Annotated in this window: 19 protein-coding genes and 2 tRNA genes; 1 reads left to right on the top strand and 20 read right to left on the bottom strand. The window is 58.1% G+C overall.

Annotated features, from left to right (window positions below):
* Positions 1 to 9 precede the first annotated feature (9 nt).
* From pnp to rlmE, 15 genes are all read right to left on the bottom strand, one after another.
* A complete protein-coding gene (gene pnp, locus P7C00_RS04800; protein WP_346633668.1) occupies positions 10 to 2,115 on the bottom strand; it encodes a polyribonucleotide nucleotidyltransferase in 2,106 nt (701 codons plus the stop codon).
* A gap of 197 nt (positions 2,116 to 2,312) precedes the next feature.
* A complete protein-coding gene (gene rpsO, locus P7C00_RS04795; RefSeq protein ID WP_011059205.1) occupies positions 2,313 to 2,582 on the bottom strand; it encodes a 30S ribosomal protein S15 in 270 nt (89 codons plus the stop codon).
* Between the two features lie 115 nt (positions 2,583 to 2,697).
* Positions 2,698 to 3,615 carry a tRNA pseudouridine(55) synthase TruB gene (truB, locus tag P7C00_RS04790; RefSeq protein ID WP_058438936.1) on the bottom strand — a complete coding sequence of 306 codons (918 nt, stop codon included), beginning with the start codon at positions 3,613 to 3,615 and terminating at the stop codon, positions 2,698 to 2,700.
* A 3-nt stretch (positions 3,616 to 3,618) separates the two neighbouring features.
* Positions 3,619 to 4,020: a 30S ribosome-binding factor RbfA gene (gene rbfA, locus P7C00_RS04785; RefSeq protein WP_016967778.1), complete on the bottom strand. Its 402-nt coding sequence runs from the start codon at positions 4,018 to 4,020 to the stop codon at positions 3,619 to 3,621.
* Positions 4,021 to 4,179: 159 nt separating this feature from the next.
* Positions 4,180 to 6,708, bottom strand: coding sequence for a translation initiation factor IF-2 (infB, locus tag P7C00_RS04780; RefSeq protein WP_404938220.1), 2,529 nt, complete (start codon positions 6,706 to 6,708; stop codon positions 4,180 to 4,182).
* Positions 6,709 to 6,735: 27 nt separating this feature from the next.
* The gene (gene nusA, locus P7C00_RS04775) at positions 6,736 to 8,217 is read right to left on the bottom strand and encodes a transcription termination factor NusA (RefSeq protein ID WP_346633670.1); all 1,482 of its coding nucleotides are present in this window, start codon (positions 8,215 to 8,217) and stop codon (positions 6,736 to 6,738) included.
* 47 nt (positions 8,218 to 8,264) lie between these two features.
* Positions 8,265 to 8,723, bottom strand: a complete 459-nt coding sequence (gene rimP, locus P7C00_RS04770) for a ribosome maturation factor RimP (protein WP_041120545.1) — start codon at positions 8,721 to 8,723, stop codon at positions 8,265 to 8,267.
* Positions 8,724 to 8,853: 130 nt separating this feature from the next.
* Positions 8,854 to 8,930 (bottom strand) — tRNA-Met (locus P7C00_RS04765).
* Between the two features lie 96 nt (positions 8,931 to 9,026).
* Positions 9,027 to 9,112, bottom strand: a tRNA-Leu gene (locus P7C00_RS04760).
* A gap of 29 nt (positions 9,113 to 9,141) precedes the next feature.
* Positions 9,142 to 9,525 carry a preprotein translocase subunit SecG gene (gene secG, locus P7C00_RS04755; protein WP_015634120.1) on the bottom strand — a complete coding sequence of 128 codons (384 nt, stop codon included), beginning with the start codon at positions 9,523 to 9,525 and terminating at the stop codon, positions 9,142 to 9,144.
* Positions 9,526 to 9,529: 4 nt separating this feature from the next.
* Positions 9,530 to 10,285 (bottom strand): triose-phosphate isomerase, encoded by a 756-nt coding sequence (gene tpiA / locus P7C00_RS04750; RefSeq protein ID WP_025131413.1) that lies wholly within the window; start codon positions 10,283 to 10,285, stop codon positions 9,530 to 9,532.
* Positions 10,286 to 10,351: 66 nt separating this feature from the next.
* Positions 10,352 to 11,689, bottom strand: coding sequence for a phosphoglucosamine mutase (gene glmM / locus P7C00_RS04745; RefSeq protein ID WP_199010586.1), 1,338 nt, complete (start codon positions 11,687 to 11,689; stop codon positions 10,352 to 10,354).
* Between the two features lie 16 nt (positions 11,690 to 11,705).
* A complete protein-coding gene (gene folP, locus P7C00_RS04740; protein WP_404938219.1) occupies positions 11,706 to 12,557 on the bottom strand; it encodes a dihydropteroate synthase in 852 nt (283 codons plus the stop codon).
* An 8-nt stretch (positions 12,558 to 12,565) separates the two neighbouring features.
* Entirely contained in the window at positions 12,566 to 14,470 is a 1,905-nt protein-coding gene (gene ftsH / locus P7C00_RS04735) for an ATP-dependent zinc metalloprotease FtsH (protein WP_060837486.1), read from the bottom strand.
* Between the two features lie 201 nt (positions 14,471 to 14,671).
* Entirely contained in the window at positions 14,672 to 15,301 is a 630-nt protein-coding gene (rlmE, locus tag P7C00_RS04730; RefSeq protein ID WP_047283886.1) for a 23S rRNA (uridine(2552)-2'-O)-methyltransferase RlmE, read from the bottom strand.
* A gap of 104 nt (positions 15,302 to 15,405) precedes the next feature.
* Between rlmE and P7C00_RS04725 the strand changes: the two genes are divergently transcribed.
* A complete protein-coding gene (locus tag P7C00_RS04725) occupies positions 15,406 to 15,714 on the top strand; it encodes a YhbY family RNA-binding protein (RefSeq protein ID WP_102861082.1) in 309 nt (102 codons plus the stop codon).
* 12 nt (positions 15,715 to 15,726) lie between these two features.
* Here the strand turns inward: P7C00_RS04725 and P7C00_RS04720 are convergent, their stop codons facing one another.
* The 5 genes from P7C00_RS04720 to dapB form a co-directional block, all read right to left on the bottom strand.
* Positions 15,727 to 16,131 (bottom strand): MFS transporter, encoded by a 405-nt coding sequence (locus tag P7C00_RS04720; RefSeq protein WP_346633741.1) that lies wholly within the window; start codon positions 16,129 to 16,131, stop codon positions 15,727 to 15,729.
* Between the two features lie 28 nt (positions 16,132 to 16,159).
* Positions 16,160 to 16,636 (bottom strand): transcription elongation factor GreA, encoded by a 477-nt coding sequence (greA, locus tag P7C00_RS04715; protein ID WP_011059193.1) that lies wholly within the window; start codon positions 16,634 to 16,636, stop codon positions 16,160 to 16,162.
* Positions 16,633 to 19,854, bottom strand: a complete 3,222-nt coding sequence (gene carB, locus P7C00_RS04710) for a carbamoyl-phosphate synthase large subunit (protein WP_123727413.1) — start codon at positions 19,852 to 19,854, stop codon at positions 16,633 to 16,635. Before carB ends, greA begins: the two co-directional genes overlap by 4 nt.
* Before the next feature lie 130 nt (positions 19,855 to 19,984).
* Positions 19,985 to 21,121 carry a glutamine-hydrolyzing carbamoyl-phosphate synthase small subunit gene (gene carA / locus P7C00_RS04705; protein WP_047301683.1) on the bottom strand — a complete coding sequence of 379 codons (1,137 nt, stop codon included), beginning with the start codon at positions 21,119 to 21,121 and terminating at the stop codon, positions 19,985 to 19,987.
* A gap of 257 nt (positions 21,122 to 21,378) precedes the next feature.
* Positions 21,379 to 22,185 (bottom strand): 4-hydroxy-tetrahydrodipicolinate reductase, encoded by an 807-nt coding sequence (gene dapB, locus P7C00_RS04700; RefSeq protein WP_015634113.1) that lies wholly within the window; start codon positions 22,183 to 22,185, stop codon positions 21,379 to 21,381.
* Between the last annotated feature and the right edge of the window lie 3 nt (positions 22,186 to 22,188).

Raw genomic sequence — 22,188 nt, 5'->3', positions numbered from 1 at the left:
AAAGGGTGATTAAACGCCCGAAGCCTTGGCTGCTGCCACGTCTTTGATGGACAGCTTGATACGGCCGCGGTTGTCCACGTCCAGTACCAGCACTTCCACTTCCTGACCTTCTTTCAGAATGTCGGTGACTTTCTCAACGCGAGCGTCGCTCAGCATGGAGATGTGCACCAGACCATCCTTGCCCGGCAGGATGTTGACGAAGGCGCCGAAGTCGACGATGCGCTCAACCTTGCCGACGTAGATCTTGCCGATCTCGGCTTCCGCGGTGATGCCCAGAACGCGCTGACGCGCGGCCTCTGCAGCTTCCTTGGTTTCGCCGAAGATCTTGATCGAACCGTCGTCTTCGATATCGATCGAAGCCTTGGTTTCTTCACAGATCGCACGAATGGTGGCGCCGCCTTTACCGATGACATCACGGATTTTGTCGGTGTCGATCTTCATCGCGATCATGGTCGGTGCGTTGGCCGACAGTTCGGTACGGGACTGCCCGATGATCTGGTTCATCTGACCGAGGATGTTCAGGCGAGCTTCCAGGGCTTGGCCCAGGGCGATCTCCATGATTTCTTCGGTGATGCCCTTGATCTTGATGTCCATCTGCAGCGCGGTGACGCCTTTGGCGGTACCGGCTACCTTGAAGTCCATGTCGCCCAGGTGGTCTTCGTCACCCAGGATGTCGGTCAGGACGGCGAACTTCTCGCCTTCTTTAACCAGGCCCATGGCGATACCGGCAACCGGTGCCTTCATCGGTACACCAGCGTCCATCAGCGCCAGGGAAGCACCGCAAACGGAGGCCATGGAGCTGGAACCGTTGGATTCGGTGATTTCCGATACTACGCGGATGGTGTAAGGGAACACGTCAGCGGCTGGCAGCATGGCCTGGACCGAACGACGAGCCAGACGGCCGTGACCGATTTCACGACGACCAGCGCCGCCCATGCGACCACACTCGCCCACCGAGAACGGAGGGAAGTTGTAGTGCAGCATGAAGGGGTCTTTCTTCTCGCCTTCCAGGGTGTCCAGCAGCTGTGCGTCACGGGCAGTACCCAGGGTCGCAACCACCAGGGCCTGAGTTTCGCCACGGGTGAACAGGGCCGAACCGTGAGTCTTGGGCAGTACGCCGACTTCGATGTTCAGCGGACGTACGGTGCGGGTGTCGCGGCCGTCGATACGTGGCTTGCCGTTGACGATGTTTTCGCGAACGGTGCGGTATTCGATCTCGCCGAAAGCGGCTTTGACGTCGGCAGCGGAAGGCTGGCCTTCTTCGCCAGAGAGCTTGGCGACCACCTGGTCTTTCAGCTCGCCCAGGCGAGCGTAACGGTCAGCCTTGACGGTGATGGTGTAAGCCTGGGAGATGGCTTCGCCGAACTCGGCACGGATAGCGCCCAGCAGTTCGGTGGCTTCTGGAGCAGCAGCCCAGTCCCAGGTAGGTTTGGCAGCTTCGGCAGCCAGCTCTTTGACAGCCTTGATCACCGACTGGAATTCATCGTGGGCGAACAGTACAGCGCCCAGCATTTGGTCTTCGGTCAGCTCTTTGGCTTCCGATTCAACCATCAGGACGGCTTCTTCGGTACCGGCCACGACCATGTCCAGACTGGATGCCTGAAGCTGCTCGTAGGTCGGGTTCAGCAGGTAGCCGGTGCTTTCGTGGAAAGCCACACGAGCGGCGCCGATCGGGCCGTCGAAAGGAATGCCGGAAATGGCCAGGGCAGCCGAGGTACCGATCATCGCAGCGATGTCCGGATCGGTCTTCTTGCTGGTGGAAACCACGGTGCAGACAACCTGCACTTCGTTCATGAAGCCTTCTGGGAACAGAGGGCGGATCGGACGGTCGATCAGACGCGAGGTCAGGGTTTCTTTCTCGGAAGGACGGCCTTCGCGCTTGAAGAAACCGCCAGGGATCTTACCGGCAGCGTAAGTCTTTTCCTGGTAGTGCACAGACAGAGGGAAGAAGCCCTTGCCTGGATCCGCTTGCTTGGCGCCAACCACGGTCACCAATACGCTGACGTCGTCGTCAACGGTGACCAATACTGCGCCGGAGGCTTGACGGGCGATACGGCCAGTCTCGAGGGTTACGGTCGACTGACCGAACTGGAATTTTTTGATTACCGGGTTCACGGTGTCCTACCTTCTTTGTGGCTCTTGGGGAAACTTGCTTCTTGCGAAATTCTTGGGCAATGCGGGGAATCGGCCCAGCCTTTATTGTCCAGGTAAAACAGTGCAGCAGATAAAACTTGAGGCTGGAAGCCTGCCATACGCCGGCGGAAAAACCGCTGACGCATGGCAAACAACCAACCTCATAGCGCAATCGCTGATTAGCGACGCAGACCCAGACGACCGATCAGGGTGCTGTAACGGCTCAGGTCTTTGCCTTTCAGGTAGTCCAGCAGCTTACGACGCTGGTTTACCATGCGGATCAGGCCACGACGGGAGTGGTGGTCTTTACCGTTGGCTTTGAAGTGACCTTGCAGTTTGTTGATGTTGGCGGTCAGCAGTGCAACTTGCACTTCTGGCGAACCAGTGTCACCAACAGCTTGCTGGTAGTCGGTTACGATCTGAGCTTTTTCTTCAACGCTGAGTGCCATGTGGGCAATCCTTATATCAGGAAACTGTTCAAGAACAGTTTCAACAGGCCAGGGACAAATCCCTGTATCTATAAATGAGTAGTGACCGTGCCTGTTAACAGCCACCCTCGTCCGGTCATTCTGACCGAATCAGTCGACGCGGCGCGATGCGCCCGTCTTCGCTCACTTCACCGATACCGATGAAGCGACCGTTGTGATCCTGTACCCGCACCATGCCGAACTTCGGTGCATCCGGGGCACGTACCGGCTGGCCATTGAGCCAGTAGAACGCGCTGTGCTCCGAGAACTGCAGCAGCGGCCAATCCAGCAAGCCGCTGTCCGATGGCATCAGGAAGCGGTCAACCGCTTCGTTGCCGCCTTCGGCGTGCACTGCTTCCAGCTCTTCCAGAGTGACCGTCTGGGCCAGGCTGAAAGGTCCGGCCTGGGTCCGCCGCAGTTCTGCAACGTAAGCACCACAGCCGAGTTTTTCACCGATATCTTCCACCAGGGTACGGATATAGGTGCCTTTGCTGCAGTCCACCGCCAGGCGGGCAGTGTCGCCTTCGCAGGCAAGTAATTCCAAGCGCGCAATAGTAACAGAACGCGGTTCGCGCTCCACCACTTCCCCTGCACGAGCCAGTTTGTAGAGTGGCTGGCCATCACGCTTGAGGGCGGAGTACATCGGCGGTATCTGTTTGATTTCGCCACGAAATTCCGGCAATACCGCTTCGATATCGGCACGACCAACGGTCACTTCGCGGGTCTGCAAAACTTCGCCTTCAGCGTCCGCAGTGGTGGTGGTCTTGCCCAACTGCGCCAGGGTTTCGTAACCCTTGTCGGAGTCGAGCAGGTATTGCGAAAACTTGGTGGCCTCGCCGAAGCACAGCGGCAGGACGCCAGTGGCCAACGGATCGAGACTGCCGGTGTGACCGGCCTTCTCGGCATTGAGCAACCAGCGGACCTTCTGCAGGGCCGCGTTAGAGGTGAAGCCCAGCGGCTTGTCCAGAAGGATGATGCCGCTGACGTTACGACGGATACGCTTGACCTGAGCCACCGCTTACTCCTTGGCGTCTTCAGGGGCAGGCGCGTCGCCATGCTGGCTGTCTTCAGCCACGGCACGCTCGATCAGGGCCGACAGGTGCGCCCCGCGGGCCACGCTTTCGTCGTAATGGAAGTGCAGTTGCGGCACGCTGCGCAGCTTCATTTCCTTGGCCAGTTGCATGCGCAGGAAACCTGCCGCCGAGTTCAGCACCTTGATGCTCTGGGCGATCTCTTCGGCGTTTTCCTGGCCCATCACGGTGATGAAGATCTTCGCATGACCGACATCGCGGCTGACTTCCACGGCGGTGATAGTCACCAGGCCGACGCGTGGATCTTTGACTTCGCGACGGATCAGTTGCGCCAGTTCGCGCTGCATCTGATCACCGATACGTTGGGTACGGCTGTATTCTTTTGCCATGTCTTGTTACCTGTTACTGCCTCACGGCGAAAGCCGTGTGGTCTGAAAGCGGCAAACGCCCGGCCTGGCAGGAGCCAGACCGGGCGTTGCGTTTAGAGGCCGCTGGCGATGCCGTGCATGGACATGCTACGGGCCACCAGGGCTCTTGAAGTGCGCGAGTTAGAGGCTGCGAGCAACCTGGACCTTCTCGAAGACTTCGATCTTGTCACCGACTTTGACGTCGTTGTAGCTCTTCACGCCGATACCGCATTCCATGCCGGCACGTACTTCGGAAGCGTCATCCTTGAAGCGGCGCAGGGATTCCAGCTCGCCTTCGAAGATAACGATGTCTTCACGCAGTACACGGATTGGACGGTTACGGTGCACGACACCTTCGATGACCATGCAACCGGCAATCGCGCCAAACTTCGGCGAGCGGAACACGTCGCGAACTTCGGCAACACCCAGGATGTTCTCCCGAACGTCGCTGCCCAACATACCGGTCAGGGCTTTCTTGACGTCTTCGATGATGTCGTAGATCACGTTGTAGTAACGCATATCCAGACCTTCCTGCTCGACGATCTTCCGTGCGCCGGCATCAGCACGCACATTGAAGCCGAACAGTACAGCGTTGGAGGCCAGTGCCAGGTTGGCGTCGCTCTCGGTGATACCACCGACGCCGCCGCCCACTACACGCACTTGCACTTCGTCGTTGCCCAGGCCGTTCAGAGCGCCTTGCAGAGCTTCCAACGAACCACGGACGTCGGATTTGAGGACGATGTTCAGCGTCTTCTTCTCTTCCTGGCCCATGCTTTCGAAGATGTTTTCCAGCTTGCCGGCGTGAGCACGGGCCAGCTTGACTTCGCGGAACTTGCCTTGACGGAACAGAGCCACTTCACGGGCTTTCTTCTCGTCGGCCACTACGCTCATCTCATCGCCAGCGTCCGGAGTACCGTCCAGGCCGAGGATCTCGACCGGGATGGAAGGACCGGCTTCCTTGATTGACTTGCCGTTCTCATCGAGCATGGCGCGCACGCGGCCATAGTTCGAGCCGACCAGTACCATGTCGCCTTGACGCAGGGTACCGTCTTGAACCAGCACGGTCGCTACCGGGCCACGGCCCTTGTCGAGACGGGATTCCACCACGACACCACGACCTGGGGCCGAAGGAGTCGCCTTGAGTTCCAGTACTTCAGCCTGCAGCAGGACGGCTTCCAGCAGGTCGTCGACGCCGGTACCCATTTTCGCGGAAACCGGTACGAACGGAGTATCGCCACCCCAATCTTCCGAGGTCACGCCGTGAACCGAGAGTTCACTGCGGATACGGTCCAGATCGGCGCCTGGCTTATCGATCTTGTTCACGGCGACTACCAGCGGTACGCCGGCTGCCTGTGCGTGCTGAACGGCTTCAATGGTCTGCGGCATCACGCCGTCGTCCGCTGCAACCACCAGGATCACGATGTCGGTAGCCTTGGCACCACGGGCACGCATGGCGGTAAACGCGGCGTGACCAGGGGTGTCGAGGAAGGTGACCATGCCACGCTCGGTTTCTACGTGGTAGGCACCGATGTGCTGTGTAATACCACCAGCTTCGCCCGCGGCGACTTTGGCGCGACGAATGTAGTCCAGCAGCGAGGTCTTACCGTGGTCAACGTGGCCCATTACAGTCACGACCGGCGCACGGGCAACCGCTTCACCTTCGAACTTCAGGGACTCGGCCAGGGAATCTTCCAAGGCGGTGTCGCTGACCAGGGTCACTTTGTGGCCCAGTTCTTCAGCAACCAGCTGGGCAGTTTCCTGATCCAGAACCTGGTTGATGGTGGCTGGAGTGCCCAGCTTGAACATGAACTTGATGATTTCAGCAGCCTTGACCGACATCTGCTGGGCGAGATCGCCAACAGTGATGGTCTCACCGATCTTCACTTCACGCACGACAGGGCCGGTTGGGCTCTGGAAACCGTGAGCGTTGCGTTTCTTCAGCTTGGCCTTGCCGCGACCACCACGACGGAAGCCATCGCTTTCTTCGTCGGTGGTACGTGGGGCAACGCGCGGCGCAGGCGCCTTCTCCTTGACCGAAGCACGATGCGGAGCGTTTTTGCGCTCACCATCGCCACTGCCGCGACGATTGTTATCGTCTGCACGTGGTTTGTCCGGACGGCGCTGCTCGTCTTTCTTGCGCACGTCAGCCACAGGAGCCGGAGCGGCTACCGGGGCGTCTTGCACAGGCTCGGCGGCAACTGGCGCAGAAGCCGGGGCTGCAACCGCGTCAGCGACTGCAGTTTCGGCAACTGGAGCAGGCTGGCGACGCGCTTCTTCTTCGGCGCGACGCTTGGCTTCTTCTTCAGCCTTCTGACGGGCAGCATTTTCTACTGCGCGACGTTCTTCCAGTTCGCGTTGACGCTCGGCTTCGATTTCTTCCGGGCTGCGCTGCACGAAGACTTTCTTCTTGCGCACTTCAACGCTGATGCTCTTGCTGCCAGCGACACGCAGGGTGCTGGTGGTCTTGCGCTGCAAAGTAATTTTGCGTGGTTCTTCCACTTTCGCCTTGTGGCTGCTTTTCAGATGAGTCAGCAACGACTGCTTCTCACTGTCGCTCACATGTTCCTCGGCGGCGGTGTGCGGCAGACCTGCCTCACGCATCTGCTGCAGCAGGCGCTCTACCGGTGTTTTGACCTCATCGGCCAGTTGTTTCACCGTGACTTGCGTCATGCACTTCTCTCCTCAGGCCGCGCCTAATTACTCGAACCAGTGGGCTCGGGCGGCCATGATCAACTTGCCGGCACGATCATCGTCAATGCCGTCGATGTCGAGCAGGTCGTCAATAGACTGCTCGGCCAGGTCTTCGCGGGTAATTACGCCGCGCACCGCCAGTTCCATCGCCAAATCCTTGTCCATACCCTCAAGCGAGAGCAGGTCTTCGGCCGGATGGGCGTCTGCCAGCTTTTCCTCAGTAGCGATGGCTTTAGTCAACAAGCGATCCTTGGCCCGAGCGCGAAGCTCGTTGACGATGTCTTCGTCAAAGCCGTCGATGTTGAGCATTTCTTCCAGCGGTACGTAGGCAATCTCTTCCAGGCTGGTGAAGCCTTCATCTACCAGCACCTGTGCCAGTTCTTCATCAACTTCCAGCTCGTCGATGAAATTGCGCAGGATGTCGCCGGTTTCTGCTTGCTGCTTGGCCTGGATGTCCGATTCGGTCATCACGTTCAGGGTCCAGCCAGTCAATTGGCTAGCCAGACGCACGTTCTGACCACCGCGACCGATGGCCTGAGCCAGATTGTCTGCGCCAACGGCGATGTCCATGGCATGGGCATCTTCGTCAACGATAATTGCCGCAACTTCAGCCGGCGACATGGCGTTGATCACGAACTGCGCAGGGTTCTCGTCCCACAGGACGATGTCCACACGCTCGCCACCCAACTCGCCGGAGACGGCCTGGACGCGCGAACCGCGCATACCAATGCACGCGCCTTGCGGGTCGATGCGCTTGTCTTTGGAGCGGACTGCGATCTTGGCGCGCGAACCCGGATCACGGGAGGCGGCCATTACTTCGATCAGGCCTTCGGCAATTTCCGGCACTTCGATACGGAACAGCTCGATCAGCATTTCCGGTGCGGTACGCGACAGGATCAGCTGCGGGCCGCGGTTCTCGGTGCGGATTTCCTTGAGCAGCGCACGCAGACGCACGCCAACCCGGAAAGTCTCACGGGAGATGATGTCTTCACGGGCCAACAACGCTTCAGCGTTGTTACCCAGATCAACGATCACGTTGTCACGTGTCACTTTTTTCACGGTGCCGGAGATGATTTCTCCCAGGCGCTCGCGATAGGCATCAACCACCTGTGCGCGCTCGGCTTCGCGAACTTTCTGCACGATGACCTGCTTGGCAGTCTGTGCAGCGATGCGGCCGAACTCGATGGATTCGATTTTTTCTTCGATCACATCACCGACTTTGGCTTCGGGATGAGTCTCGTGGGCCTTGCTCGGCCAGGTTTCCACCGCTGGATCATCCAGATCGGCTTCTTCGACCACCGTCCAGCGACGGAAAGTCTCGTAGGAACCGGTGTGGCGATTGATTTCCACACGCAGGTCCACTTCGTCTTCAAAACGCTTTTTGGTAGCAGTGGCCAGGGCCAGCTCCAGCGCTTCAAAAATCACGCTTGCCGGTACACCCTTTTCATTGGATACCGACTCAACAACCAGCAGTACTTCTTTGCTCATCGTACGCCTCGCCTTTCGCAAGCCATTGGATCCGCGGGATCCGCGTCTCAGTCAAAACTGGGAATAATGTTGGCCTTGTCGATCATATCGATCGGCAACAGGAACTCATGGTCATCCACCTGCACCACGACGTCCTGTTCCTCCACCCCGCGGAGAAGGCCCTGAAAATTACGCCGACCTTCGAAGGGCGAGCGCAGCTTGATCTTCACTTGCTCACCGACATACTTGGCGAACTGCTCAAGAGTGAACAGTGGGCGTTCCATGCCAGGAGAGGAAACTTCAAGGGTGTACTCAACGGAGATCGGATCTTCTACGTCGAGAACACCGCTGATCTGACGGCTGACGATGGCGCAATCGTCCACCAGCACACCGCCTTCTTTATCGATATAAACGCGCAACAATGAGTGGCGACCCTGAGCCGAAAACTCAATACCCCAGCATTCATAGCCAAGGGCCACGACCACCGGGGCCAACAAGGCCTGCAACTGTTCTAGCTTGCTCGACACCTGAACCCCCTCGTGCATGCTTGTGCAAATAAAAAATGGGCGAAGCGCCCATCCCGGAAACGCCGTTGAATAGCGGCGTTATAAAGTGTCCAGCTAACAAAAAGCCCCTGAAAAGGGGCTCCGCTAAAACTGGTTGCGGGGGCCGGATTTGAACCGACGACCTTCGGGTTATGAGCCCGACGAGCTACCAGACTGCTCCACCCCGCGACAAAGCTGGGGCGGAAGTATACGACTGATCCCTTTTTGGGTCAATGTAACCTTCCACCTACAAGAAAGCCCGCAACAGCGGGCTCTCCTGATAATTGGTACCGAGAAGGGGACTCGAACCCCTACACCCTATGGGCACAACCACCTCAAGGTTGCGTGTCTACCAATTCCACCACCTCGGCATAGACTACGTTACTGCGTGAAACTCTTCTTACTTCTGCTCTGGAGCTGGAGGTACATCAGTCGCACTATTGGCCGACTTTTGCTCTTGGAGCACCGGGACATCATCAGAAGCCGGTTTTTGCTTTGGTACTTCAAGCACTGCTGGATCTGGTAAACCTACTTGAGTCAGCTGATGAGCTTTCTCTTTAGCAAAGTAACCTAACCCCAAGCTGGTTATGAAGAAACCGGCGGCAAGTATAGCAGTAAACTTACTAAGAAAGGTAGAGGAACCTTGGCTTCCGAACACAGTATTTGAAGCACCTGCACCGAAAGACGCGCCAGCATCCGCACCTTTACCCTGCTGCAGCAAAACCAGAGCAACTACGCCCAGGGCACCCAGCAGATGAAAAACGACTACGACTGTTTCCAGCATTTTTTCAGTTTCCCGCGGCGCGACAGATCGCACCGAACTCATCTGCATTCAGGGAAGCTCCACCAATGAGCCCCCCATCGATATCCGGCATGCCGAACAGTTCGACCGCATTGGCCGCCTTCACGCTGCCGCCGTATAGAAGCCGCACTCCTCGTGCCACTTCAGAATTCTCTGCCGCCAACTGCGCGCGGATAGCTGCGTGCACGTCCTGCGCTTGTTGCGGCGTTGCAGTCAGCCCGGTACCAATGGCCCAGACCGGCTCGTAAGCGATAACAGCATTGGCGAACGCGCCAACACCCAACTCCTCGATAATGCTGCCAAGCTGACGCCCGACAACCTCTAGAGTCTTCCCGGCTTCGCGCTGCTCCAGGGTTTCCCCTACACACAGAATCGGCTTCAAACCACAAGCCTGTGCCGCAGCGAACTTGCGGTTGAGAGTCGCGTCCCGCTCACCCATGATCAGGCGGCGTTCGGAGTGCCCAACCAGCACCAGGGAACAACCTGCGTCCACCAATTGACTCGGGGCGATCTCGCCCGTCAACGCACCTTGCATGGATTCCACCGCAGAATTCTGCGCGCCGACCGAAATCGACTTACCTTTCAAGCCATCAATCACTTGATTGATATACAAGCAAGGCGGGAAAACCGCGACATCAACACCGCTTGGCAAGGCCAGATGACGAAGGCCATTGATCAGCTCAGCGACGCTGGCGCGGGTACCGTGCATCTTCCAGTTACCAGCTACCATAGGGCGACGCATGCTGTACCTCGTCGGTCAAAGTGGGCGCAGATGTTACCCAACCAAAACAACACTGGCAAGCCGAAATCAGGCAGAAACTTCAGCAACCAGTTTTGCCAGCTCATCAGCATAAGCGCGAACCTGTGCTTCATCGTCACCTTCGACCATGACACGCACCAAAGGCTCGGTACCGGACTTGCGCAGCAGAACCCGTCCACGCCCCGCCATCGCAGCAGTGACACGCTCACAGGCCTCTTTCACGGCAGGATGCTCAACCGGGTTATCCCCCCCGGCAAAGCGAACATTGACCAGCACCTGAGGACACTTGCGCAGCCCCTGGCGTGACTGGGCCAGGCTTTCACCACGCGCCTTGAGCGCCATCAGCACCTGCAATGCAGCAATGATCGCATCACCCGTCGTGGCATGCCGGAAGCACACAATGTGCCCGGAGTTTTCCCCCCCCACCAACCAGTTACGCTCCAGCAGTTCGGCAATCACATAACGATCACCTACATTGGCCCGGACAAAAGGAATGCCCAGATCCGCCAGAGCCAGCTCCAGCCCCAAATTGCTCATAAGCGTCCCGACCACACCGCCTTGCAACTTGTCACGCTCATGCAGATCCCGGGCAATGATGAACAGCAGTTCATCACCGTCAACAATTGCACCGGTCTGGTCGACCATCAGCACCCGGTCACCATCCCCATCAAAGGCAATACCCAGATCCGCGTGCTCGGCCAGGACCGCCGCCTGCAATTGCGACATATGAGTCGAACCGCAGTTCTCGTTGATGTTCAAGCCATTAGGCTGCGCAGACAGAACCGTGACTTGTGCGCCCAACTCGCGAAATACACTCGGCGCGACCTTGTAGGTGGCACCATGAGCGCAGTCCAGGACGACCTTCAAGCCGGCAAAACTGGTGCTCGATGGCACGCTGCTCTTACAGAATTCAATGTAGCGCCCTGATGCGTCGTTGATCCGCGACACCTTGCCGAGCTTGCTCGACTCCACCACGGTCATCGGTGCATCCAGCAACTCTTCGATCATCAACTCCACCTCGTCAGGCAGCTTGGTGCCCTCACCCGAGAAGAACTTGATGCCGTTGTCATCATGGGGATTGTGCGAAGCACTGATGACAATCCCGGCCTCCGCATGGAAAGTGCGCGTCAGATAGGCGATCGCCGGAGTCGGCATCGGCCCCAGCAGCATTACATCCGCACCGGCCGCGGACAGTCCTGCCTCAAGAGCCGACTCGAACATGTACCCAGAGATACGCGTGTCCTTGCCTACCAACACGCGGCAGGCACCCATGCTGCGAAAGGCCATGCCAGCCGCCCAACCGAGCTTGAGCATGAAATCGGGAGTAATCGGGAATTCGCCCACACGACCACGAATGCCGTCGGTGCCAAAGTATTTCTTAGTCATAAGTACTCCATCGTTCTTATTCGGCGGATTCCACTGCCGCAATCATTCGCACAACGTCCACTGTCTCGGCGACATCATGAACGCGGATAATTTTCGCCCCCTTGGTCACCGCCAATGCCGCGAGCGCCAGACTGCCGTGCAATCGCTCAGCCACAGGTCGATTCAAGGTTTGGCCAACCATGCTTTTGCGCGAAACCCCAACCAGAAGGGGGCGCCCAAGGGCATGCAGGGCTTCCATATGCTTGAACAGGCTCAAATTGTGCTGCAGGGTCTTGGCAAAGCCAAAGCCCGGGTCGAGAACAATCCGTTCAGCGCCAATCCCGACGGCCGAACACGCCACCATTCGCTCGGCCAAAAAGACACCCACTTCCTGAGTGACATTCTGGTAATGCGGATTGTCCTGCATATCGCCCGGCTCCCCGAGCATATGCATCAGACACACCGGCAAGCCTGTGGCAGCTGCTGCATCCAGAGCGCCATCACGGCGCAACGCACGCACATCGTTAATCAGCCCCGCCCCCAGACGTGCAGTTTCGCGCATCACTGCCGGGGTTGAGGTATCAACGGAAATAACCACGTCCAGTTCGCGATGAATTCGCTCGACGACAGGGGCAACGCGCTCCAGCTCCTCCAGCGGCGATACCGCCCGGGCACCTGGCCGAGTTGACTCGCCGCCGATATCGATCAGCGTAGCACCGGCGGCAACCATGGCCTCGGCATGTCGCAAAGCGACATCCAGCTGGCTGAAGCGACCGCCATCGGAAAAGGAGTCGGGGGTTACATTCAAGATGCCCATGACATGCGCACGGGCCAAATCAAGAACCCGGTTGCCGCAAGGCAACCGGGTGGAGGAAGGAACAGAAGTCATTTAAAACCTTAGTGGTCGGCAGCAGGGCCGCCGATGGGTGTTTCCGGACGTTCGTTTTGCACTACTGGAGGAGTAGTACCCGAACCGCCCTCCCAATCACGAGGTTCACGCGGAGTACGCCCCGCCATGATGTCGTCAATCTGATCGGCATCGATGGTTTCGTACTTCATCAAGGCGTCCGCCATGGCGTCCAGCTTGTCACGGTTGTCCGTAAGGATCTGTTTGGCAGTGCCGTAGCACTGGTCAATGATACTGCGCACTTCAGAGTCGATCAGTTTCGCTGTTTCGGCGGACAAGCTGGCATGCTGGCTGCCTGCACTGCGACCCAGGAATACTTCGCCCTCTTCTTCCGCATACATCAGCGGACCGAGTTTTTCGGAGAGACCCCACTTGGTGACCATGTTCCGAGCAATCTGGCTGGCGCGCATGATGTCGTTGGATGCACCGGTGGTCACACCGTCAAAGCCCAGCGTCATCTCTTCTGCGATACGGCCACCATAGAGCGAGCAGATCTGGCTGATCAGGGCTCGCTTGGACAGGCTGTAGCGATCTTCTTCCGGTAGGAACATGGTGACGCCCAATGCCCGACCGCGAGGGATGATCGAGACTTTGTAGACCGGATCATGCTCAGGCACGACTCGACCGACAATGGCGTGGCCGGCTTCGTGATAAGCGGTGTTCTGCTTTTCTTTCTCGGACATGACCATGGATTTGCGCTCTGCGCCCATCATGATCTTGTCCTTGGCCAGTTCAAATTCCTTCATTTCGACAATACGCTTACCGGTACGAGCCGCGAACAGCGAGGCCTCGTTCACCAGATTTGCCAAGTCGGCACCGGAGAAACCCGGTGTACCACGCGCGATCACTGCCGGGGCAACATCTTCGCCCATCGGCACTTTGCGCATGTGAACCTTGAGAATCTGCTCGCGACCGCGAATATCCGGCAGGCCAACCACCACCTGGCGGTCGAAACGACCGGGACGCAGCAGCGCTGGGTCGAGCACGTCAGGACGGTTAGTGGCGGCGATAACAATGATGCCATCGTTCATTTCAAAGCCGTCCATCTCAACCAGCAATTGGTTGAGGGTCTGCTCACGCTCATCATGACCGCCGCCCATGCCGGCGCCACGGTGACGACCGACAGCGTCGATCTCATCGATGAAAATGATGCATGGAGCATGTTTCTTGGCCTGTTCGAACATGTCGCGAACGCGGCTGGCACCGACACCAACGAACATCTCGACGAAGTCGGAACCGGAAATAGTGAAGAACGGCACCTTGGCTTCGCCCGCAATGGCCTTGGCCAGCAAGGTCTTACCAGTACCCGGCGGGCCTACCATCAGCACGCCGCGAGGAATGCGACCACCCAGACGCTGGAACTTGCCTGGATCACGCAGGAATTCCACCAGCTCGCCAACTTCCTCTTTGGCCTCGTCACAACCAGCAACGTCAGCCAGAGTGGTTTTCACCTGATCTTCAGAGAGCAGACGCGCCTTGCTCTTGCCAAAGCTCATCGGCCCACCCTTGCCACCTGCGCCACCTTGCATTTGCCGCATGAAGAACATGAAGACTGCAATGATCACCAGAATCGGGAAGCTGGCCACCAACAATTGGGTCCAGATACTTTGCTGCTCAGGCTGCTTGCCTTCGACCACGACATGGTTGTCCACCAAATCGCCGATCAGGCCATTGTCCTGAATGGCAGGACGAATGGTTTTGAAGCTGTCACCATCGTTGCGCTTGCCGGTAATAACGTAGCCATCAACAGCTACGCGCTCGACCTTGCCATCCTTAACTTGCTGGATGAAGTCGGAGTAGTTGAGGGTTTGCGGCTCGTTAGGGCTGGAGAAGTTGTTCATCACCGTCACAAGGACGGCAGCGATGATCAACCAAAGGATCAGATTCTTTGCCATGTCGTTCAATTAACTACCCTCTGAAGCAAGCTCCGCTACTGGCGCGCGCTTCGCATGATATTCACCGGCCTAACTTACTACATTACCTACAGCTCTGGCAGGCGCTGTCTGTAACCCTATGTGAAACTTAGACTACACAATATGCGTTTAATCTGACGGGGCGAAATACGAAAATCCTATCACCCCAGTCAAAATCCTTACTTACTCACTGCGACCACGGAAGCCACGCCCCAGCAGGTATTGCTCCCGAGAACGGTCACGGGACGATGTCGGTTTGCGCATCTGCACCTTCTCGAACATCTGCCGAACGCTCTTGTGGTACTCATCAAATCCTTCACCCTGGAAGATCTTGATAAGAAAATCACCACCTGGACGTAATACTCGACCCGCAAGATCCAGCGCCAATTCGCACAGGAACATCGCACGAGGCATGTCCACGGCCGCTAATCCACTCATATTGGGGGCCATATCGGAAATCACAAGGTCAACCTCTGAATTTCCGACTGCTTCGAGAATCTGTGCCAGCACCGCATCCTCGGTGAAGTCCCCTTGAATAAAGGTCACATCGGGAATGCTGTCCATTTCCAGGATATCCGAGGCGATCAATCGCCCTTGACCACCAATCAGACGACTGGTCACCTGCGACCAGCCTCCCGGGGCAGCCCCCAGGTCAATAACACTCATGCCAGGACGGATAAGGCGGTCCTTTTCCTGGATCTCCAGCAGCTTGTAGCTGGCACGGGAACGATACCCATCTTTTTGCGCCATTTTGACGAATGGGTCGTTGAAGTGCTCTTTCAGCCAGTTATGGCTAGTTTTGGAACGGGCCACGGGCCACCTCAAAATAAAACGGGTCGTGATTAACTGGGCGGTCCCGGACTCGCTCGGGTAAACTGGCCGCCGCTTTTTACAAGATCAGACGCAGGGGTCAGATTATGCCGCTCACTCAAGAGCAGAAGAAACAGTACAAATCCATTGGCCACCATCTGAAACCAGTATTGACTGTGGCTGACAACGGTTTGACCGAAGGTGTGCTAGCCGAACTTGAACGCGCCTTGAGCGATCACGAGCTGATCAAGATCAAGCTCAACATCCTCGAGCGCGAATCGCGCCTGGAAGCCATTGCCGAACTGTGCAAGGCCGGCAAAGCGGATCTGGTGCAGGTCATCGGCAAGATGGCGCTGATCTACCGCAAGAACGCCAAGGTAAACAAGCAATTGTCGAACGTCCATCGTTTCAACTGACGCCGACTCGGGTCAAGGGTGTGCCTGGCGCACCCTTCCACCCCATCCTGGCACCGGCTGCAGCACCAGTATCAAGCCGGAAAAGCCCAGAACCAGATAGCTGAACAACTGCCAGCGTTGAGCTTCCGGCAACAGAATTCGTACAGTGAAATACATCCCGCACGCATACATTGCCATCAACAGCAGTTGCCCTCGAACATCACGCCAAAGACTTCTCAGCCCTTCGGACTGAATCAGTACCAGCGCCTGCAGAACCAGGCACGCCGCCGAAAAGCCCACCAACAACGCACTGAGCAGCATCGAAATCTCTTCGATGAGCAAGGGGGCGAGGCCAATCTGGCTCAGAGCGGGAAGCAAGCCAAGATGCAATAACCACAAGCCGCCGACCCACAACATCTGGGTCAGCTGCCAAAGCATGGCGCCCGCATGCAGCGGGCGCCTTCTTTCAGATGTGACGGACTTCGACAATCTCATACTCGATAACGCCGCCAGGCGTTTTGACCGCCACCACATCACCCTCTTCCTTGGCAATCAAGGCGCGGGCAATCGGCGAGCCGACGGAGATTTTACCGAGCTTGATATCAGCCTCGTCCTCACCAACGATCTGGTAGGTCACGCTTTCGTCGGTCTCGACGTTGGCGATCTCGACCGTGGTGCCAAAGATTACTTTGCCAGTATGAGGAATGGTCGTGACGTCGATGACCACCGAGTTCTGCAGACGGCCTTCAATATCACGGATCCGCGCCTCGACCATGCCTTGCTGTTCACGCGCAGCATGGTATTCAGCGTTTTCCTTCAAGTCACCCAACTCGCGGGCCGTACCGATGTCCTGGCTGAGCTTCGGACGCACGACCTTGGTCAGGTGAGCATGCTCTTCTTCCAGGGCGCGAGCGCCCTGGACGGTCATTGGGTATTTATTCATGCCTTCAATCCTGCGTGTAGATCCTGCAAGCGACGCACGGTTTTTTCTGGACCGAACTTCAACGCTTCGCAGATAGCTTCGCCAGCAGCAATGGTGGTGGTGCAGTAGATCTTGTGCTGCAAGGCGTTACGACGAATGGAGTAAGAGTCAGCGATCGACTGACGGCCTTCAGTGGTGTTGATAATCAGGGTGACTTCGTCGTTCTTGATCATATCGACCACATGCGGACGACCTTCAGTCACCTTGTTCACACGACGCACTTTCAGGCCGGCCGCTTCGATCAGCTTGGCAGTGCCTGCAGTAGCGACCACTTCAAAACCCAAGTTGATCAGATCACGGGCAACGCCTGCAACCAGAGGTTTGTCATCGTCACGGACGCTGATGAATGCGGTACCGCCAGTTGGCAGCACTTCGCTGGCGCCCATCTGGGCCTTGGCGAACGCCTCACCGAAGGTATCGCCCACACCCATGACTTCACCGGTGGACTTCATCTCTGGGCCGAGGATCGGGTCAACGCCCGGGAACTTGGCGAACGGGAACACCGCTTCCTTGACGCTGTAGAAGTTCGGGATGATTTCCTTGGTGAAGCCCAGTTCTTTCAGGGTCTTACCAGCCATTACACGAGCCGCGATCATCGCCAGGGAGACGCCAATGCACTTGGACACGAAAGGCACGGTGCGGGAAGCGCGCGGGTTCACTTCAATAACGTAGATCTCATTGCCCTGCAGGGCCAACTGTACGTTCATCAAGCCAACCACGCCCAACTCCAGGGCCATTTTCTTGACCTGCTCACGCATCTCATCCTGGATGTGCGCCGGCAGCGAGTACGGCGGCAGGGAGCACGCGGAGTCACCGGAGTGAACGCCGGCTTGCTCGATGTGCTGCATGATCGCGCCGATCACCACATCGGTGCCGTCGCAGACCGCATCCACGTCCATCTCGATGGCGCAGTTGAGGAAGTGGTCCAGCAGCACCGGGCTGTCGTTGGACACTTGCACCGCTTCACGCAGGTAGCGCTTGAGCTCTTCTTCCTCGTAGACGATTTCCATCGCCCGGCCGCCCAGAACATAGGACGGACGCACCACCAGCGGATAACCGATCTTGGTCGCGGCACGAATCGCTTCGTCTTCGCTGCGCACAGTAGCGTTTGGCGGCTGACGCAGGTTCAGGCGCTCAACCATCTGCTGGAAGCGCTCACGGTCTTCGGCACGGTCGATGGCGTCAGGACTGGTGCCAATGATCGGCACACCGGCCGCTTCCAGGGCACGAGCCAGCTTCAGCGGAGTCTGGCCGCCATACTGAACGATCACGCCTTTTGGCTTCTCGACGCGGACGATTTCCAGCACGTCTTCCAGGGTTACTGGCTCGAAGTACAGGCGATCGGAGGTGTCGTAGTCGGTGGAAACGGTTTCCGGGTTGCAGTTGACCATGATGGTTTCGTAACCATCGTCGCGCAGCGCCAGTGCAGCGTGTACGCAGCAGTAGTCGAACTCGATACCCTGGCCGATACGGTTTGGACCGCCGCCCAGGATCATGATCTTGTCACGGCTCGAAGGTGCGGCTTCGCACTCTTCTTCATAAGTCGAGTACAGGTAAGCGGTGTCAGTAGCGAACTCGGCGGCGCAAGTATCGACGCGCTTGTAGACCGGGAACACTTCCAGCTTATGACGGTGAGTACGCAGGTTCTTCTCGGTCACACCCAGCAGCTTGGCCAGACGCTGGTCGGAGAAGCCTTTGCGCTTCAAGCGGAACATCAGGTCGCGGCCGATAGCCGACAGCCCCAAGGTCTTGACCTTCTCTTCTTCCTTGATCAGATCTTCGATCTGCACCAGGAACCAAGGATCGATCATGTTCATGCCGAAGATCTGCTCGACGGTCATGCCGGCACGGAAGGCGTCAGCCACGTACCAGATACGCTCGGCGCCCGGCACGGTCAGCTCGCGCTTGAGCACGTTCATGCTTTCCGGGTTGCTCAGGTCGAGTTTCGGATCCAGGCCGCAAACACCGACTTCCAGACCTCGCAGGGCTTTCTGCAGGGACTCCTGGAAGGTCCGGCCGATGGCCATGACCTCACCCACCGACTTCATCTGGGTGGTCAGGCGCGCGTCAGCCTTGGAGAATTTCTCGAAGGCAAAGCGTGGCAGCTTGGTCACGACGTAGTCGATTGACGGCTCGAAGGAGGCTGGAGTCTTGCCGCCGGTGATGTCGTTGGACAGCTCGTCCAGGGTGTAACCCACCGCCAGCTTGGCCGCGACCTTGGCGATCGGGAAACCAGTGGCTTTCGAGGCCAGCGCCGAGGAACGGGACACCCGCGGGTTCATCTCGATCACGACCATGCGGCCGGTGTTCGGGCAGATGCCGAACTGCACGTTGGAACCGCCGGTTTCCACGCCGATCTCACGCAGTACCGCCAGGGAGGCGTTACGCAGGATCTGGTATTCCTTGTCGGTCAGGGTCTGTGCCGGAGCTACGGTGATCGAGTCACCGGTGTGCACACCCATCGGGTCGAAGTTTTCGATGGAGCAGACGATGATGCAGTTGTCCTTCTTATCGCGGACCACCTCCATCTCGTACTCTTTCCAGCCGATCAGCGACTCGTCGATCAGCAGTTCCTTGGTCGGCGACAGGTCCAGACCGCGGGCGCAGATCTCCTCGAACTCTTCACGGTTGTAAGCGATACCGCCACCGGTGCCGCCCATGGTGAAGGACGGACGGATGATGCAAGGGAAGCCCAGCTTGTCGAGGACCGCATTGGCCTCTTCCATGCTGTGAGCGATACCGGAACGTGGGCACGCCAGGCCGATGGACTTCATGGCCGCATCGAAGCGTGAACGGTCTTCAGCCTTGTCGATAGTGTCGGCATTGGCGCCGATCATCTCTACGCCGAACTTCTCCAGAACGCCTTCGCGCTCCAGGTCCAGAGCGCAGTTCAAAGCAGTCTGGCCGCCCATGGTTGGCAGCAGCGCGTCCGGACGCTCTTTCTCGATGATCTTGGCAACAGTCTGCCACTTGATCGGCTCGATGTAGGTGGCGTCGGCCATGGCCGGGTCGGTCATGATGGTGGCCGGGTTGGAGTTCACCAGGATGACCCGGTAACCCTCTTCGCGCAGAGCCTTGCAGGCCTGGGCGCCGGAATAGTCGAATTCACAGGCCTGGCCGATCACGATCGGGCCAGCGCCAAGAATCAGGATGCTTTTAATGTCTGTACGTTTTGGCATGGGTTGTCACTCAAATCCGCAGGTCAGTCGGCAAGCCGTCTTGAACATTCTCTGAGGCGCCTGAGGGGATTCCGCCGGACTCGCCGGGGCCGCCCTCAGGCGCTGCTCGCTACACTTTCAAGGCGAACGCTTAGCGTCGCTTGGCCATCTCGTTGATGAAGCGGTCGAACAGCGGCGCCACATCGTTCGGGCCCGGGCTGGCTTCAGGGTGGCCCTGGAAGCTGAACGCGCTCTTGTCGGTACGCTCGATACCCTGCAGGGTGCCGTCGAACAGCGACTTGTGGATCGCCCGGACATTGCCCGGCAGCGTAGCTTCATCCACCGCAAAACCGTGGTTCTGGCTGGTGATCATGACCACGCCGGTGTCCAGGTCCTGGACCGGGTGGTTGGCGCCGTGGTGACCGTGACCCATTTTCAGGGTCTTGGCACCGGAAGCCAGGGCCAGCAGTTGGTGACCCAGGCAGATACCGAATACCGGAATCTCGGTCTCGAGGATTTCCTTGATGGCCTTGATCGCGTAGTCGCAAGGCTCGGGGTCGCCAGGACCGTTGGACAGGAACACGCCATCCGGATTGAGGGCCAGGACGTCGCTCGCCGGGGTCTGAGCAGGCACCACGGTCACGCGGCAACCGCGCTCCACCAGCATGCGCAGGATGTTCAACTTGACCCCGTAGTCATAGGCGACCACGTGGTACGGCAGATCGGCGGCTTCGATGGTGGCGTGGCTGTCGGTCTTCAGATCCCAGACAGTCGAACGCCATTCGTAGCTTTGCTTGGTGCTGACGACTTTCGCCAGGTCCATGCCTTTCAGGCCCGGGAAGCCGCGAGCCGCTGCAATCGCCGCTTCTTCGGAAATGTTGTCACCGGCCATGATGCAGCCGTTCTGAGCACCTTTCTCACGCAGGATGCGGGTCAGACGACGGGTGTCGATACCGGCGATCGCCACGACGTTGTTGGCTTTCAGGTAATCGGAAAGAGACAGAGTGTTACGCCAGTTGCTGGCCACCAGCGGCAAGTCACGGATGACCAGGCCAGCCGACCAGACGCGGTCGGACTCGGCGTCTTCCGGCGTGGTGCCGGTGTTGCCGATGTGGGGATAGGTCAGGGTAACGATCTGTTGGGCGTAGGAAGGATCGGTAAGGATTTCCTGATAGCCGGTCATTGCGGTGTTGAACACCACCTCACCAACGGTTTGACCGTCGGCTCCAATGGCTTCGCCGCGAAAAATGCTGCCATCAGCAAGGGCGAGTATGGCTGGCTTAGTCAAGAAGACCTCCCGTAAATAGAGCCTGAAAGGGCGATCGCAGGTTGCAAAAAAGCGGAATGACGTATAGACACGTCACCCCGCTTCTTCGTCGAATTATCTGCGCGCTTTTAGTGGACACACTAAAGCTGTAGCTTACAGAAAAAGGCTTTTTCGGTCCACCGCTAATGAGCCTTAAAGGCAGAGGAATGCGACAGAACATCGCTTAGCGGTTTGAAGCGGGGGTCAAGGCACAACCTCAACCCCACTTCAGATGCATCTCAACGCAGATCCAGCACATCCTGCATGTCGTAAAGACCTGCCTCACGACCATCCAGCCAGAGAGCGGCACGCACCGCCCCCTTGGCGAAGGTCATGCGGCTGGAGGCCTTGTGGGTGATTTCCAGGCGCTCGCCCTCAGTGGCGAACAGCACAGTGTGATCTCCCACCACGTCACCACCACGCACAGTGGCGAAACCGATGGTTTCGCGCTCACGCGCACCGGTATGCCCCTCACGACCATAGACCGCAACCTGTTGCAGATCGCGCCCCAAGGCACTGGCAATCACCTCACCCATGCGCAGGGCTGTGCCCGAAGGCGCATCGATCTTGTGACGGTGATGAGCCTCGATGATTTCGATGTCCGCATCATCACCCAGCACCCGAGCCGCCATGTCCAGCAACTTCAGCGACAGGTTCACCCCAACACTGAAGTTGGCAGCGAAGACGATGGGAATCTCCTTGCCCGCCTCGGCCAGCAATTGCTTTTCCTTGGCACCCAAACCCGTAGTACCAATCACCATGGCCTTGCCCGCCTTACGGCAGAAGGCCAGGTTCTTGAGCATCACTTCCGGCAAGGTGAAATCGATCAGCACATCAAACTCATCGACAACCTTCTCCAGGCTATCGGACATCGACACGCCAAGACGCCCCAGGGACGCCAGCTCACCTGCATCCGCACCCACCAGCGAACTGCCAGGACGAACGATAGCTGCCGTCAGCCCGGAGAGCGGCGAGCGCAACTGCACAGCCTCGACCAAAGTCTTGCCCATGCGCCCCGCGGCGCCCATCACTGCTATACGTCGCATGCA

The sequence above is a fragment of the Pseudomonas sp. JDS08PS003 genome (assembly GCF_045013505.1).
In the GTDB taxonomy this organism is placed as follows: domain Bacteria; phylum Pseudomonadota; class Gammaproteobacteria; order Pseudomonadales; family Pseudomonadaceae; genus Aquipseudomonas; species Aquipseudomonas protegens_B.
This window is presented reverse-complemented; position numbering and strand designations above follow the sequence as displayed.

Bases quoted from the DNA above. Each gene is read 5' to 3' on its own strand.
- greA (WP_011059193.1), bottom strand. From the start codon at position 16,636: ATGAATAAATACCCAATGACCGTCCAGGGCGCTCGCGCCCTGGAAGAA.
- carB (WP_123727413.1), bottom strand. From the start codon at position 19,854: ATGCCAAAACGTACAGACATTAAAAGCATCCTGATTCTTGGCGCTGGC.
- tpiA (WP_025131413.1), bottom strand. From the start codon at position 10,285: ATGCGTCGCCCTATGGTAGCTGGTAACTGGAAGATGCACGGTACCCGC.
- infB (WP_404938220.1), bottom strand. From the start codon at position 6,708: ATGACGCAAGTCACGGTGAAACAACTGGCCGATGAGGTCAAAACACCG.
- nusA (WP_346633670.1), bottom strand. From the start codon at position 8,217: ATGAGCAAAGAAGTACTGCTGGTTGTTGAGTCGGTATCCAATGAAAAG.
- folP (WP_404938219.1), bottom strand. From the start codon at position 12,557: ATGACTTCTGTTCCTTCCTCCACCCGGTTGCCTTGCGGCAACCGGGTT.
- ftsH (WP_060837486.1), bottom strand. From the start codon at position 14,470: ATGGCAAAGAATCTGATCCTTTGGTTGATCATCGCTGCCGTCCTTGTG.
- P7C00_RS04725 (WP_102861082.1), top strand. From the start codon at position 15,406: ATGCCGCTCACTCAAGAGCAGAAGAAACAGTACAAATCCATTGGCCAC.
- dapB (WP_015634113.1), bottom strand. From the start codon at position 22,185: ATGCGACGTATAGCAGTGATGGGCGCCGCGGGGCGCATGGGCAAGACT.
- P7C00_RS04720 (WP_346633741.1), bottom strand. From the start codon at position 16,131: ATGCTTTGGCAGCTGACCCAGATGTTGTGGGTCGGCGGCTTGTGGTTA.
- rbfA (WP_016967778.1), bottom strand. From the start codon at position 4,020: ATGGCAAAAGAATACAGCCGTACCCAACGTATCGGTGATCAGATGCAG.
- rpsO (WP_011059205.1), bottom strand. From the start codon at position 2,582: ATGGCACTCAGCGTTGAAGAAAAAGCTCAGATCGTAACCGACTACCAG.
- glmM (WP_199010586.1), bottom strand. From the start codon at position 11,689: ATGACTAAGAAATACTTTGGCACCGACGGCATTCGTGGTCGTGTGGGC.
- secG (WP_015634120.1), bottom strand. From the start codon at position 9,525: ATGCTGGAAACAGTCGTAGTCGTTTTTCATCTGCTGGGTGCCCTGGGC.